The organism is Sphingomonas sp. SFZ2018-12 (assembly GCF_022496715.1).
Lineage (GTDB): Bacteria > Pseudomonadota > Alphaproteobacteria > Sphingomonadales > Sphingomonadaceae > Sphingomonas.
Genome location: NZ_WTFM01000001.1, coordinates 720,518 through 734,798 on the forward strand (window position 1 = coordinate 720,518; position 14,281 = coordinate 734,798).

Annotated in this window: 9 protein-coding genes; 6 read left to right on the forward strand and 3 right to left on the reverse strand. The window is 65.2% G+C overall.

Annotated features, from left to right (window positions below; genetic code table 11):
- Positions 1-101 precede the first annotated feature (101 nt).
- From GO308_RS03410 to GO308_RS03425, 4 genes are all read left to right on the forward strand, one after another.
- Positions 102-2,882 carry a hypothetical protein gene (locus GO308_RS03410; protein ID WP_240883811.1) on the forward strand — a complete coding sequence of 927 codons (2,781 nt, stop codon included), beginning with the start codon at positions 102-104 and terminating at the stop codon, positions 2,880-2,882.
- Positions 2,883-3,245: 363 nt separating this feature from the next.
- Positions 3,246-5,762, forward strand: coding sequence for a TonB-dependent receptor (locus tag GO308_RS03415; protein WP_240883812.1), 2,517 nt, complete (start codon positions 3,246-3,248; stop codon positions 5,760-5,762).
- A 343-nt stretch (positions 5,763-6,105) separates the two neighbouring features.
- Entirely contained in the window at positions 6,106-8,421 is a 2,316-nt protein-coding gene (locus tag GO308_RS03420) for a TonB-dependent receptor (RefSeq protein ID WP_240883813.1), read from the forward strand.
- Positions 8,422-8,510: 89 nt separating this feature from the next.
- Entirely contained in the window at positions 8,511-9,092 is a 582-nt protein-coding gene (locus GO308_RS03425; RefSeq protein ID WP_066669904.1) for a pyridoxamine 5'-phosphate oxidase family protein, read from the forward strand.
- 165 nt (positions 9,093-9,257) lie between these two features.
- Here the strand turns inward: GO308_RS03425 and GO308_RS03430 are convergent, their stop codons facing one another.
- From GO308_RS03430 to GO308_RS03440, 3 genes are all read right to left on the reverse strand, one after another.
- Positions 9,258-9,710: a vgr related protein gene (locus tag GO308_RS03430; protein WP_066477364.1), complete on the reverse strand. Its 453-nt coding sequence runs from the start codon at positions 9,708-9,710 to the stop codon at positions 9,258-9,260.
- A 148-nt stretch (positions 9,711-9,858) separates the two neighbouring features.
- A complete protein-coding gene (locus GO308_RS03435; protein WP_240883814.1) occupies positions 9,859-10,239 on the reverse strand; it encodes a hypothetical protein in 381 nt (126 codons plus the stop codon).
- A 165-nt stretch (positions 10,240-10,404) separates the two neighbouring features.
- The gene (locus tag GO308_RS03440) at positions 10,405-10,983 is read right to left on the reverse strand and encodes a copper chaperone PCu(A)C (protein ID WP_240883815.1); all 579 of its coding nucleotides are present in this window, start codon (positions 10,981-10,983) and stop codon (positions 10,405-10,407) included.
- A 176-nt stretch (positions 10,984-11,159) separates the two neighbouring features.
- Between GO308_RS03440 and dnaK the strand changes: the two genes are divergently transcribed.
- Entirely contained in the window at positions 11,160-13,058 is a 1,899-nt protein-coding gene (gene dnaK, locus GO308_RS03445; RefSeq protein ID WP_240883816.1) for a molecular chaperone DnaK, read from the forward strand.
- Positions 13,059-13,161: 103 nt separating this feature from the next.
- Positions 13,162-14,280: a molecular chaperone DnaJ gene (dnaJ, locus tag GO308_RS03450; protein WP_240883817.1), complete on the forward strand. Its 1,119-nt coding sequence runs from the start codon at positions 13,162-13,164 to the stop codon at positions 14,278-14,280.
- Position 14,281 lies beyond the last annotated feature (1 nt).

The window sequence follows — 14,281 nt, forward strand, 5'->3', positions numbered from 1 at the left end:
TGTTGCTAAACAAAAATTTCCGTTGTCAACGAAACGATCATGCGTAAGTTCGCGCGCGGCGGGTGATTTATCTGTGTCCCTGCGGGTTGAGGAGTAGAGCAATGGTGACGTTGACCGGTGCCGATGGTGCTGACATTTTGACCGGCGCAGCCGAGAACGATCTAATTGACGGACGAGCCGGGAACGACAGCCTGAGCGGCAGCGGTGGCAACGATACGATTATCGGCGGCGCGGGCTCGGACTCGTTGGCCGGTGGTTCGGGAGACGACCGGCTCTATTCCTTCGCGGAGACCATTGAAGCAAGCCCAAACCAGCTTTGGCCAGTGGGCGCGTCGCTGGACGTGTTTGCCGATCCTGACACTTTGATCGGTGGAGACGGAGACGACTTCTTTTTTGCAGGGATCGGCGACACCATCGACGGTGGCGGCATTGGGGCATTCGGCAACCGGCTTTCCATTTCTTTCCAAGGCGCAACATCCGGTGTCCAGGCGGATTTTCGCCTTCTTCTGGCTGCTGGTAACGAGCCAATTGTTATCGCCGGAACCACAATCAGTAATATTCAAAACACGTCCAACATTGAGGGTAGTAACTTTAACGACTTCATTGTCGGGATAGACACAGCTTACCCGTCAGGTACAAATATATATGGCCGTGGTGGCGATGATTTATTGCTAGCTACATATTACACCGGTTGGCTAAATTCCGGCCTTTATGGTGGCGACGGTAACGACACACTCGATGGTACCGACGCAGGTTATGGCGGAGTTTATTTTGGTGATGCTGGCGATGACCTAATAGACTCCCGAGGCAACTCAACGATCGGGGCTCTCGTTGATGGGGGCGATGGAAATGACGTAATCTTTGCTCGCGACGGAACCTTACGTGGGGGCGCCGGCAATGACGAGATTTCTTTGCAGGCGGTGTATAACGCTGTGGCCTTTGGTGACAGCGGAAATGATCGTATCTCTGGATCGGGTGCTGGTGAGTCTATTTTCGGAGGATTGGGGGCCGACACTATCGTCGGCGAAGCTGGTGACGACGTGCTGGGCTCTGCAGAAGGGCAATATGTCCCCGACAGTTACACGTATGCGCCCTTGAACGATATAGGTGCAGAACGAGATATCTTGACGGCCGGCGGCGGCAACGATTTTGTTTCCGTTGGATATGGCGATGATGCAGACGGAGGTGCCGGGTACGATACGCTAGTCTTGTCATTGGCTGGAGCGCCCGCTGGCGTCTTTTTCGATGGCACCGGGCTAGCTGCAGCGGGCAGCATCACTTTCGCAGGGGGGACGATCCAAAATTTCGAGGCGCTAGGAAGGCTGTACGGTAGCAACCTGAATGATACGCTCATAGTCGGAACGCATGCCGAATTAGTGTTTGTGGATGCTGGAGGCGGCGATGATACCATAAGGTCCAGCGGAAGTTCCGTTTCGGTGCAGGGCGGTGCCGGCAACGATTACTTCATTAGTGGTCCCGCCGGTGACATTTTTGATGGCGGTCCCGGATTGAATTCAGTCGGCTATGTTGATTATGCATCAGGCATTACAATCGCGCTTACTGATTTCGATAATTTTGCTGTTGGGCCGGGCGGAGACCAGATCAGGTATGTTGTGAACGTGAACGGATCAGCATTCGCCGACAATATTCGTGGGAACAATATTCCAAACATTTTGGCTGGTCTAGCGGGTAACGATACACTCGAAGGCGGTGCAAGCGCAGACGTCCTCATCGGCGGGACTGGCGACGACACCTACTTTGTTGAGAACATCGACGACGCCATTACCGAATTCGCCGGCGAAGGCGCCGATACGATTATCATTCGATCCACTGCTTCCAACTTCGTGCTCAGCGCCGGTGTCGACGTCGAGACGCTTTCGGCGGATACCGGTACGGCACCCATCAACGTCACCGGCAACTGGCAGTCGCAGACGATCAACGGCAATGACGGGGCGAACATCCTCTCGGCGGGTGGACCGGGCGCGCCGGACACGCTGAACGGCGGGCTGGGCGACGACACGTACCGCGTGTTCGCGACCGGCGACGTGATCAACGACACCGGTGGCAACGACATCGTCTATGCCAGCGGAACAAGCTATTTCCTGTATTCGACGGCCGCGGTCGAAACGCTTTCGACGTCGCTGCACGCGGGCACGGAGAGCTTCTACCTGGTCGGCAACGGCGCGTCCCAGGTGATCATCGGCAATTTCGGCGACAACATCATCAATGGCCGTTCGGGTGACGGGCAGGGCAATCCCGACACGCTCATCGGCCTGGCCGGCAACGACACGTTCGCCGTGTTCCTGCAGGGCGATGTCGTGCGCGAAGATGTCGGACAGGGTTCGGATATCGTCGTCGCCAATGCCAGCTATCAGTTGCGCGAAGGCACCGAGATCGAGGTCCTGACCGCGGTCGACCAGACAGCCACGGCTGCGTCACAGCAGTTCACGCTGCGCGGCAACGGCTTTGCCCAAACCATCGTCGGCAATGACACGGTCAACGTCCTCGACGGCCGCGGCGGCAACGATGTGCTGATCGGACGGGGCGGGAACGACACCTTTGCGTTCACAACCGCGCTCGGCAGCGGCAATGTCGACACGATCCAGGACTTTGCCGCCGGTGACAGGATCGGGCTCGCCTCCGACATCTTCGGCAGCGTCACGGCGGACGGGATCGCGGCCGGCGAGTTCGTGATCGGCACGGCGGCGGCCGATGGCGACGACCGGCTGATCTACGATCAGGCGACGGGGCGCCTGTGGCTCGACGCCGACGGAAATGGTGCGGGTGCGGCGGTCCTGTTCGCGCAGCTGGCGGCTGGAACCGTGCTGAGCGCCAGCAGCTTCGTCGTCATCGCGCCGGTCGCATCCTTGCCCGCCGCCTGACGACGGCGCATGGCGGAGCGCGGCCGCGCCGGTGCCGCGCTTCGCGCAAGTCGCGTGCCGCCGACTGCACGCGACACCGATGCGAATGGGCGACGTTAAACCCCCGTTGCCCATTCGCATCGACCCGCGCGCTCGCGACGCTAAATGATTTTGGGACCCGCACGCCGGGTCGCGGATCGTGTTGCTGTTCGGATCCGGCAGTCCGCCAGGCTCGGGCACATATGTTCGCGATTCCGTCTGGCTCGATCACCCAACGGAACAAAGGGCAGAGATGATCCCTCTCGGGCTTTGCAATCGATTGCAGTCGTGTTACCGAGCGTTTCGAAGCCGATCGAATCGGACGTTTCAACAGGAGGATCGAGGATGAAGGCCAAACAGCTGTTTGTCGCGTCGAGCGCGTTCGCGCTGATCGTCGCCGCCACGCCGGCGCGGGCGCAGGATGCCGTGGCGCAGGCCGAGGCCGCCGCCGGTGCGGAGGCCGATCCCGCCGCCGATCCCGCATCGCAGGATGGCGGCGACATCGTCGTCACCGGCGTCGCGCGCGGCACCAACCGGCTGGACAGCGCGGTGTCGGTCAGCTCGCTGTCGGGCGACGAGCTGGTCAAGTCGGCACCGCGATCGGTGGCGGAAGTGTTCCGGCAGATCCCCGGCATCCGTTCGGAAAGCTCGGGCGGCGAGGGCAACGCCAATATCGCGGTGCGCGGGCTTCCGGTCGCGTCGGGCGGCGCCAAGTTCCTGCAATTGCAGGAAGACGGGCTGCCGGTGCTGGAGTTCGGCGACATCACCTTCGGCAACGCGGACATCTTCCTGCGCGCCGACCTGAACGTCGCGCGGGTCGAGGCGATCCGCGGCGGATCGGCATCGACCTTCGCCTCCAACTCGCCGGGCGGCATCATCAACCTCATCTCGAAGACCGGCGAGCGCGAGGGCGGTTCGGTGCAGGGCACGGTCGGCCTGGATTACGAGGAATACCGCATCGATTTCGACTATGGCGGCAAGCTGTCGGACACGCTGCGCTTTCACTTCGGCGGCTTCTATCGCCAGGGCGAGGGGCCGCGCCGCGCCGGCTATGACGGCAACAAGGGCGGCCAGATCAAGGCGAACATCACCAAGGAATTCGACGGCGGCTATGTCCGCGTCTATGGCAAATATCTCGACGACCGCGCGATCGGCTACCTGCCCAATCCGGTGCGGGTGACGGGCAGCAACGGCAACCCCGATTATTCCAACGTGCCGGGATTCAGCATCAACAACGACACGCTGCATTCGCGCTATTTCACGCGCAACATCACGCTGGACGGCGACAACAACCCGACGGTCAACGACATTCGCGACGGCCAGCGGCCGCTGGTCAAATCGATCGGGCTGGAGGCGCAGTTCGAGATCGGCGACGGCTGGGAAGTGACCGAGCGGTTCCGTTTCTCGGACATATCGGGCCGCTTCATCTCGAACTTCCCGGCGACGGTCGACAGCGCGTCCGCGATCGCGACGTCGCTTGGCGGACCCGGCGCAACGCTGAGCTATGCCAACGGTCCCAATGGCGGCGCGGCGATCACCAATCCGGGCGCGCTCAACGGCAACGGGCTGCTGGCGCAGATCGTGGTGTTCGACACCGAGCTGGAGAGCCTGGACAACATCACCAACGACATCCGCCTGTCCAAGGGTTTCGACACCAGTTTCGGCCGGGTGACGGGCACGGCGGGCTTCTATGCCTCGCGCCAGACGGTCGACACCAACTGGCTGTGGACGTCGGCGCTGCTGGAAGTGCGCGGCGACGGCGAGGCGGCGCTGGTCAACGTCCGCGACGCGGCAGGCACGCCGGTGACGCAGGACGGCTTTTTTGCGTTCGGGGCAGCCTATTTCGGCAATTGCTGCCGGCGCAGCTATGACATCGACTATACCACCGCGGCACCCTTTCTGTCGCTCAACCTCGAGGCGGGGGCGCTGACCGTCGATGCGAGCGCGCGCTATGATTTCGGCGGCGCGCAGGGTTCGGTCGCGGGCGCGGACCTGGGCGGCGGGCGATCGGGGCTGACCGCGTTCGACATCAACCGCGACGGCACCATCTCCGCCGCGGAGGGGCGCACCGCGATCATCCCGCTCGGCAGCCCGTCGCCGGTCGACTATAATTACGACTATCTCAGCTATTCGCTCGGCGTGAATTACCGCTTCGCGTCCAATTTCTCGGGCTTTGCGCGCTACAGCCGCGGCGCGCGCGCCAATGCCGACCGGCTGCTGTTCGGGCCGGCGATCAACACCGCGACGGGCGACCTGGTCGACAGTTCGGCGGCGGTCGACTTCGTCCGCCAGGCGGAAGCCGGGGTGAAGTATCGCGACGGCGGCCTCGCGCTCTATGCCACCGGCTTCTATGCCGAGACCGAGGAGCAGAATTTCGAGGCGACGACACAGCGGTTCTTCAACCGCGACTATCGCGCCTATGGCGTCGAGCTGGAGGGCAGCTATCGCGTCGGCGCATTCTCGATCACGGCGGGCGGCACCTATACCGATGCGGAGATCACCGGCGACGCGATCAACCCGGGCGTCGTCGGCAACCGCCCGCGCCGCCAGGCCGAGTTCATCTATCAGGTGACGCCGCAATATGACGCCGAGCTGTTCACCGTCGGCGCGAGCGTCATCGGCACGACCGACAGCTTTGCCCAGGACAATAACGCGCTGGTCCTGCCCGGCTTTACCCAGGTCAACGGCTTCGTCCAGTTCCGGCCGCTGGAGCGGGTACAGCTGTCGATCAACGCCAACAACCTGTTCGACGTGCGCGGCTTTACCGAGGCGGAGGAGGGGACGATCCCGACCAACGGCATCGTGCGCGCACGTTCGATCAACGGGCGGACGATCTCCGCCGCGGTGCGCTTCGACTTTTAAGGGTTAGAAGGAGCAGGAGTCACGCGAAGGCGCGAAGGCGCGAAGGGAAGATTGTTCACGCAGAGGCGCGGAAGACGCGGAGTTGGTGCGTTCTTGGCGGCGTCAGCCGCGACCGACAGACCACGAGTTCTGAAGCCGCTGCGCGGCAATCGGCATCCCGTCTCTGCGCCCTCCGCGTCTCCACGAGAAAAAGCCCTGCCTTCCCCTTCGCGTCTTCGCGCCTTCGCGTGACTCCGATCCAACTGGCCCGAAGCCGCGACGCGCTGTCATCGAACTGACGCGCCATTGCCGCGCTTGTTTAATCTTGCACTGCAACAGGCCCCTGGAAACCTAGGGGGACAAGATGACCAAGATCGCCACGATTTCCGCGCTGCTGCTCGCGTCCAGCGCGCTGTTCGCGCCCGCTGCCTTTGCCCAAGATACCGCCGCGCCGGCCACGACCCCGGCGGCGGAGGACGCCAACGACATCATCGTCACCGCGCAGAAGATCGAGCAGCGCGCGATCGACGTGCCGATCACCATTTCGGCGGTGTCGGGCGCGCGGATCCGCGAGCTGGGCGTCAACGACCTGGACGAGCTGTCCAACTTCATCCCCGGCCTGAACATCCAGGAACAGAGCGCCAACAATCCCGGCATCGTCATCCGCGGCATCACGTCGGATTCGGGTTCGGCGCAGCAGGGCCCACGCGTCACCCTCTATTACAACGGCGTCGACATCTCGCGGTCGCGCGGATCGTACCAGGCGATCTATGATCTGGAGCGCGTCGAGGTCATCAAGGGGCCACAGGCGACGCTGTTCGGCACCGCGAGCGCGGTCGGGGCGATCAGCCTGACCTCGGCGCGGCCGCAGGAAGGCTTTTCCGCGTCGCTGACCGGCGGCTTCGGCAATTTCGACCAGACGCTGCTGCAGGGCTACATCAACCTGGGCAATGAGAAGATCGCCGGGCGCGTCGCGGCCGAGTGGAAGCGGCGCGACGGCTATGTCGAGAATCTCGCGCCGGGCCAGGACGACCTGTACGCGCAGGACAATGTCGGCGTCCGCGCCTCGCTGCGCTTCACGCCGAGCGAGGACATCACCATCGACCTGATCGGCACCTATGACCGCCAGCGCAACAGCGGCACGCCGTTCATTTCGGGATCGCTGCCGACCACCGCGGGCCCGGCCAACCCGTTCGGCCCGGCATTCCTGGGCGGATCGCCGGTGTCCGAAAGCGCGCTGGGCGCGGCGAAGCTGGGCCTCGACCGCGACGTGTACGACGTCAACCTGACCGCCGCGTGGGACTTTGCCGACGGCTGGACCTTCACCACGGTCAACGGTTACCGCGAGTTCGACAGCCTGGAAATCTTCGACGCCGACGGATCGGCTGCCTGGTACCTCGAGTTCGCCGAGCTGGCGACGGGCTGGCAGCTCAACCACGAAGGTCGCTTCGCCTATGCCAGCGACCAGTTCCGTGGGTCGTTCGGCTGGAATTACTTCCATGAGGACGGCGTGCAGAACGTGCCGTTCTCGACCGAGGAAGGCACGTATCTGCAGTGCGCGGCGCGGGTGGCGGGCGCCGGCATCCCGTGCATCGCGCCCAACGGAACCGTCACGGCCGCGCAGGTGACGCGCATCCTGACCGGCGGGGCGGCGACCGCGATCCCCTATCGCTCGGTGTTCGAGAATCAGGGGCTGAACGACACCTATTCGGTGTTTGCGGATGGCACCTGGATCCCCACCCCGGCGCTGGAACTGACCGCGGGCGTGCGCGTGCTGATCGAGCAGCGCCAGTCGGGTTTTCGCGCAACCGTGCCCAATTCGGTCATCAGCCGCGCGCCGCTGATCCCGGGCCAGGTCGATACTGGCGGGCTGACCTATCGCGACGAGGCGAGCTATTCGGCGGTGCTGCCGCGCTTCAACGCGCTGTATCGCTTCAGCGACGACGTGAACGTGTTCGCCACCGTGTCGAAGGGCCGCCGTTCGCCGGTGCTGCAGGTCGATGCGGTGCGCGTGGCCAACCTGCCGACGCGGCGCGTGCAGAGTGTCGCCGAGGAAACGGTGTGGAATTACGAAGTCGGCCTGAAGGGGTCGGTCGGCCCGGTGTCGGGCACGCTGGGCGTCTATTACCAGGAATATACCGATTTCCAGGTGAGCATCGTCAACCCGCAGACCGGCATCGCGCAGACGCAGAGCGCGGGCAACGCGACCAATTTCGGCGTCGAGGCCGAAGTAGCGGTGCGCGTCGCGCCGTGGCTGAACCTGTTCGGCAATCTCGGCTATATCGACGGCGGCATCGACGACGATCCGGCCAATGGCCGGTTCGCGGGCAACCGGTTCCGCCTGCAGCCCGAATTCCAGGGCGCGGCGGGCTTCACCATCGACGCGCCGCTGGGTGGCGGCGTCAGCGTCTTCGCAACGCCGACCGTCACCTATCGCAGCCGCATCTTCTTTGAAATCCCCAACAATCCGCTGATCAGCCAGGATGCGGTGACGCTGGTCAACGCGCGCGCGGGCCTGACGCTGGCCGACAATCGCTACGAGATCGCCGGCTTCATCCGCAACGCGTTCGACGAGGACTATCTGCTCGACGCGGGCAACACGGGCGGCGCGTTCGGCATCCCGACCTTCATCCCGGCGGAGCCGCGCTTCTACGGCGTGCAGTTCACCGCGCGCTATTGAGGCGAGGTCGCGCCCCGTCCGGCGACGGGCGGGGCGGGCGGGCGAAGGGTGCGGTTGATCTTCGCGCGGCGGTGCGCCAGTCCGATCCAATGCAGCCACCCGCACCCTTTGCCGACGACCTCGACCTGACGCTGGCCGAGGCGTTCAAGCTGTTGACGCGGGGCGTGGTCGATCGGCGCAGCGCGTTTCGGACGATCCAGGTGGCGACGGTGGCGGCGGACGGGGCGCCCGAGGTGCGGACGGTGGTGCTGCGTGCGTTCGAGCCCGCCGAGCGGCGATTGCGGTTCCATACCGACCGGCGCAGCGGCAAGTTCGCGCAGCTGGGCCGCGATCCGCGCGTCATGCTGCACGGTTATGATCCCGGCGCGAAGATCCAGCTGCGGATGGCGGGGCGGGCGACGATCCATATCGACGACGCGGTGGCGGACGACGCATGGGCACGGACCGCGCCGATGGGGCGGGCATGCTATGCGATCACGCCCGGGCCGGGGACCGTCGTTGCCGCGCCGATCGCGGCGCCCGAGGATCAGCCGCACGCGCGCGACCAATTCGCGGCGGTGCGGGTCACGATCGACACGCTCGATTGGCTGTGGCTGTCCGCGCACGGGCATCGCCGCGCGCGTTTCGCGTGGGCGGGGGGCGAGTTGGCTTCGCGGTGGCTGGTGCCCTGAGGGTGTTTTGCGCTCGGGCTGATTCATCCCTTCCTTTTGCCGAGCAGAGAGGGATGGGACATTGCGTCAGACGCAGCGCCTGGTGGATAGCCCCCACCCCAACCCCTCCCTTGAAGGGGAGGGGCTTGAGCGGGCGAAGTTGATCTCAGCCGGCCCTCATACGCCTCACCCGAAGGGCAGGATGCCGCGATATTGGTCGAGCGGTGGCGCGCCGGGAAGCTGGGCGCCCTGGCGCAGCAGGAAGACGTGGCGGACGATTTCCGCCTGTTGCTCGATGCCGTAGCGCGTCAGCCGCCAGCCGGGCCGGAGGCTGTAGCCATAGCGGCAGAAGGGGTGTCGGGCGATGGGCAGGAAGATGCCGCGCTGATGCTGCCAGACATGGACGAGTTCGTGGATGAACAGCCCCTGCGCATCCAGCCCCGCGCAGCCGAAATCGTCGCAATAGAGCCCGCCCGCCGGGTGGAAATGGATCGTGCCGAGCGGTGCCATCGTTACCCGGCGCGGCTGGAACGGAAACCATTTGCGATTGGCGACGCGCGCGCGGCCATAATCGATCGCGTCGCCGAACACCCCGCGGGCCAGCGCGATTTCGCCGTCGGTGAGCGGTCGGGTGGACACGGATGCCGCCTATGCCATTTCCCGAAAATGATAAACCACTATGTCAAACCGTGCGCCTTTGGATGGACCGCGACCGGCCTGCACCAAAGCCATCCGTTCGGAAATGCCGGAGAGCGGCGAGGTGGGGCTCGCCGCTCTCCGGAACTGTTCAGGCGGCAAAGACGATGTAGGCGCGCGTCGTGAGCGACCCGGTGCACCAGCGCGCATTGCTGGGAAAGGGTTTGCGCCCATTGCGCCAGCGGATGTCGACCTCGCCATGGCCATATCGCAGCACCCGCAGGTTTACATATTCCAGCAACTTGGCAGATACCCAGCCGCTCATCGCGGCTTCGAGTTCAGCCTTGTGTCGCGCGGGATCACCGCAGCTACGCACGCCCCGCCATCCCCGTGCGATCGTCTCCTCGATCCGCAATTCGTCGCCAGTTACTGGCACATCCTGCTGGATCGCTTCGGAAATCTCATCGGCGTTGAGCGCCGCCTGGTTGACGTCCTGCGACTTGTCCTCGAACAGCTCGATATATTCTGACATCGCCACCTCCCGTGTTGTGCGGTGCAGATTTGCGCCGCCCGGTCGGTGTCGAAGGTGCAGTGAATATCCGTAAGGGGTTTGGTTCAAAACCGAACGAAGGGATGCGAGATCGCCAGCGTTTCGGACCAACGCCGTTCGATCGTCATGACCCCTGTCGACGTCCGATCAGTGGCTGCCGCCATGCGCCGAGCCATGGTCCGTCGCCTGACCCGACGGCGCGCGCAGTTCGGCCTTGACCGTCACGTTCGGGCTGTTGGCAAAGGCGACGGTCAGTTCGGCCGTGCCGCCGGGCTTCAGCGCGCCGGTGGGATCGAACAACATCACGTGACGGCCGCCGGGCGCGAGATCGAGCCGCGCCCCCGCGGTGAAGGGGACGCGCGCGCCCATCTGCATCCGGGTGACGCCGTTCTCCTCCACTGTCTCGTGCAGTTCGGCACGGGCGAAGGCGGGGCTGGTTACCGCGACGACCGCATCGTCGGCCGCGCCGCCGACAATGGTGAAATAGGCCGCCGCCGGTCGTCCCGCGATGGCGGGCAGGCGGATCCAGGCGTCGCGGATACCGGGCTGGGCAGGCTCGGCATCGCCGGCATCGGCCGCGGCCTGTGCCGCCGGCGTCGCGGCGGCATTGTCGGGCGTTGCATTGTCGGGCGTTGCATTTTCGGCCGTTGCGTTGCCGGCGGGGTCGGCGGCGGGCGCGCAGCCGGCGATCAGCATCAGCGCGATCAGGGGGAAGCGGGGCGACATCCGGCGGCGACTCCGTGCAGGGCTGGAACAGATGTCGCGACAGCTAGGCGTGTCGCAATCTTGCGGCAAGAGATGCCCCACCTATATCCGCCGGTGGAACGGTCGCGTCGCCACTCCCATCCGGGGCGCGATCAGGGTGCAATTTTTTCAAACTCACTGGGGGCCGAAGAGGAACCATGGCAAAAGTAATCGGGATCGATCTGGGTACGACCAACAGCTGCGTCGCAGTGATGGAGGGCGGCAGCCCCAAGGTGATCGAGAATGCGGAAGGCGCGCGCACGACGCCGTCGATCGTCGCTTTCGCCAAGGACGGCGAGCGATTGATCGGCCAGCCGGCCAAGCGCCAGGCCGTGACCAATCCCGACAACACCGTCTTTGCGGTCAAGCGGCTGATCGGCCGGCGTTTCGACGATCCGGTGACCAAGAAGGACACCGAGCTGGTGCCCTATACCATCGTGCGCGGCGGCAACGGCGATGCGTGGGTCAAGGCGGGCGGCGAGGAATATTCGCCGAGCCAGATCAGCGCGTTCATCCTGCAGAAGATGAAGGAAACCGCCGAGAGCTATCTGGGCGAGACGGTGACCCAGGCGGTGATCACCGTCCCGGCCTATTTCAACGACGCCCAGCGCCAGGCGACCAAGGACGCCGGCAAGATCGCGGGCCTGGACGTGCTGCGCATCATCAACGAGCCGACCGCGGCCGCGCTCGCCTATGGCCTGGACAAGGATTCGAACAAGACGATCGCGGTCTATGACCTGGGCGGCGGCACGTTCGACATCTCGGTGCTCGAGATCGGCGACGGCGTGTTCGAGGTGAAGGCGACCAACGGCGACACCTTTCTGGGCGGCGAGGATTTCGACAGCAAGGTCGTCCAGTTCCTGGCGGATGAGTTCAAGAAGGCCGAGGGCATCGACCTGACCAAGGACAAGCTGGCGCTGCAGCGGCTGAAGGAAGCCGCCGAAAAGGCCAAGATCGAGCTGTCGAGCGCGGCGACGACCGAAGTCAACCTGCCCTTCATCACCGCCGACCAGAACGGCCCCAAGCACCTGGTCAAGACGATCAGCCGCGCGGACCTGGAAAAGCTGGTCGACGACCTGATCCAGCGCACGCTGGAGCCGTGCCGCAAGGCGCTGGCCGATGCGGGGCTGAAGGCCGACGCGATCGACGAGGTGGTGCTGGTCGGCGGCATGACCCGCATGCCCAAGGTGCGCGACGTCGTGAAGTCGTTCTTTGGCAAGGAGCCGCACACCGGCGTCAACCCCGATGAAGTCGTGGCGATCGGTGCCGCGATCCAGGCGGGCGTGCTGCAGGGCGACGTCAAGGACGTGCTGCTGCTCGACGTGACGCCGCTGTCGCTGGGCATCGAGACGCTGGGCGGGGTGTTCACCCGCATGATCGACCGCAACACGACGATCCCGACCAAGAAGAGCCAGGTCTATTCGACCGCCGACGACAACCAGCAGGCGGTGACGATCCGCGTGTTCCAGGGCGAGCGCGAAATGGCCGCCGACAACAAGATGCTAGGCCAGTTCGACCTGGTCGGCATTCCGCCGGCGCCGCGCGGCGTGCCGCAGATCGAGGTCACGTTCGACATTGACGCCAACGGCATCGTCAACGTCAGTGCCAAGGACAAGGGCACCGGCAAGGAGCAGCAGATCCGCATCCAGGCGTCCGGCGGCCTGAGCGACAACGACATCGAGCAGATGGTGCGCGATGCCGAGAAGTTCGCCGAGGAAGACAAGAAGCGCCGCGCGGCAGCGGAGGCCAAGAACAACGCCGAATCGCTGATCCACACCACCGAGCGCCAGCTTGCCGAGCATGGCGATCAGGTCGACGCCGGCCTGAAGGGCGAGATCGAGGCGGCGATCGCGGACGCGAAGAGCGCGGTCGAGAGCGGCGACGCGGACGCGATGACCGCCAAGTCGCAGGCGCTGGCGCAGGTCGCGATGAAGCTCGGCCAGGCGATCTATGACAAGCAGCAGCAGGCGGAAGCCTCGCCCGCCGCTGCCGAAACCGGCCCGACCGAGGAAGTGGTCGACGCCGAGTTTTCCGAGGTGGACGACAACAAGGCGTAAGGCCGGTGCAACGGTTCTCGACTTCGCTCGAACCGAACGGATGGGGCTCTAACCCGCCGTTCGTCCCGAGCGGAGTCGAGGGGCGTTTGTTGGAGCTCCCCCGATGACCACCCAGATCGACTATTACGAGCTGCTCGAATGCGAGCGCGGCGCGGACGACGCCACGATCAAGAGCGCGTACCGCAAGCTCGCGATGAAGTACCACCCCGACAAGAACGGGGGCTGCAAGGAGTCCGAGGCCAAGTTCAAGGCGGTCTCCGAAGCCTATGAGGTGCTGAAGGACCCGCAGAAGCGCGCGGCCTATGATCGCTATGGCCATGCCGCGTTCCAGAATGGCGGCGGTGCCGGCGGCGGCGCGCAGGATTTCGGCGCGTTCAGCGACATTTTCGAGACCATGTTCGGCGAGTTCATGGGTGGCGGGCGCGGCGGCCAGCGCGGCCCCCGGCGCGGCGCCGATCTGCGCTACGACATGGAGATCACGCTCGAGGAGGCGTTTCACGGCCGCGAGCGCCAGATCACCGTCGACGTCTCCAGCGCATGCGACGCCTGTGCCGGGTCGGGCGCGCGACCGGGCACCGGGGTCAAGACCTGCTCGACCTGTGGCGGCATGGGCAAGGTGCGCGCGCAGCAGGGGTTCTTCGTGGTCGAACGCACCTGTCCCGGCTGCCACGGCCAGGGCCAGGTGATCAGCGATCCGTGCACCAGCTGTCGCGGCGAGGGCCGGGTCGACAAGACCAAGACGCTGAGCGTCAACGTGCCGCCGGGCGTGGACGAGGGCACGCGCATCCGCCTGTCGGGCGAGGGCGAGGCGGGCGCGCGCGGGGCACCGCCGGGCGACCTCTACATCTTCCTCCACGTCGCGCGGCACGAGCTGTTCGAGCGTGAGGGCACGACGCTGCACGCGCGTGCGCCGATCAGCTTCACCACCGCGGCGCTGGGCGGCGAGATCGCGCTGCCCGGACTGGACGGCCAGACGATCGCGGTGCGCGTGCCGCCGGGCACCCAGTCGGGCCGCGAGGTGCGCCATCGCGGCGCGGGCATGCCGGTGCTGCAGGGGCGCGGGCGCGGCGACATGGTCGTCCATCTGGAGGTCGAGATGCCGACCCGGCTGACTGCCCGCCAGCGCGAATTGCTCGAGGAATTCCGCGCCACCGAAACGGGTGAGGAATGCCCGCAGTCGAGCGGCTTTTTCGAGAAGTTGAAGCGCGCGGTCGGGGGATAAG

What these genes read in the sequence shown, in the direction of transcription:
- GO308_RS03410 (WP_240883811.1), top strand. Translation starts at nt 102, where the DNA reads ATGGTGACGTTGACCGGTGCCGATGGTGCTGACATTTTGACCGGCGCA.
- GO308_RS03415 (WP_240883812.1), top strand. Translation starts at nt 3,246, where the DNA reads ATGAAGGCCAAACAGCTGTTTGTCGCGTCGAGCGCGTTCGCGCTGATC.
- GO308_RS03420 (WP_240883813.1), top strand. Translation starts at nt 6,106, where the DNA reads ATGACCAAGATCGCCACGATTTCCGCGCTGCTGCTCGCGTCCAGCGCG.
- GO308_RS03425 (WP_066669904.1), top strand. Translation starts at nt 8,511, where the DNA reads ATGCAGCCACCCGCACCCTTTGCCGACGACCTCGACCTGACGCTGGCC.
- GO308_RS03435 (WP_240883814.1), bottom strand. Translation starts at nt 10,239, where the DNA reads ATGTCAGAATATATCGAGCTGTTCGAGGACAAGTCGCAGGACGTCAAC.
- GO308_RS03440 (WP_240883815.1), bottom strand. Translation starts at nt 10,983, where the DNA reads ATGTCGCCCCGCTTCCCCCTGATCGCGCTGATGCTGATCGCCGGCTGC.
- dnaK (WP_240883816.1), top strand. Translation starts at nt 11,160, where the DNA reads ATGGCAAAAGTAATCGGGATCGATCTGGGTACGACCAACAGCTGCGTC.
- dnaJ (WP_240883817.1), top strand. Translation starts at nt 13,162, where the DNA reads ATGACCACCCAGATCGACTATTACGAGCTGCTCGAATGCGAGCGCGGC.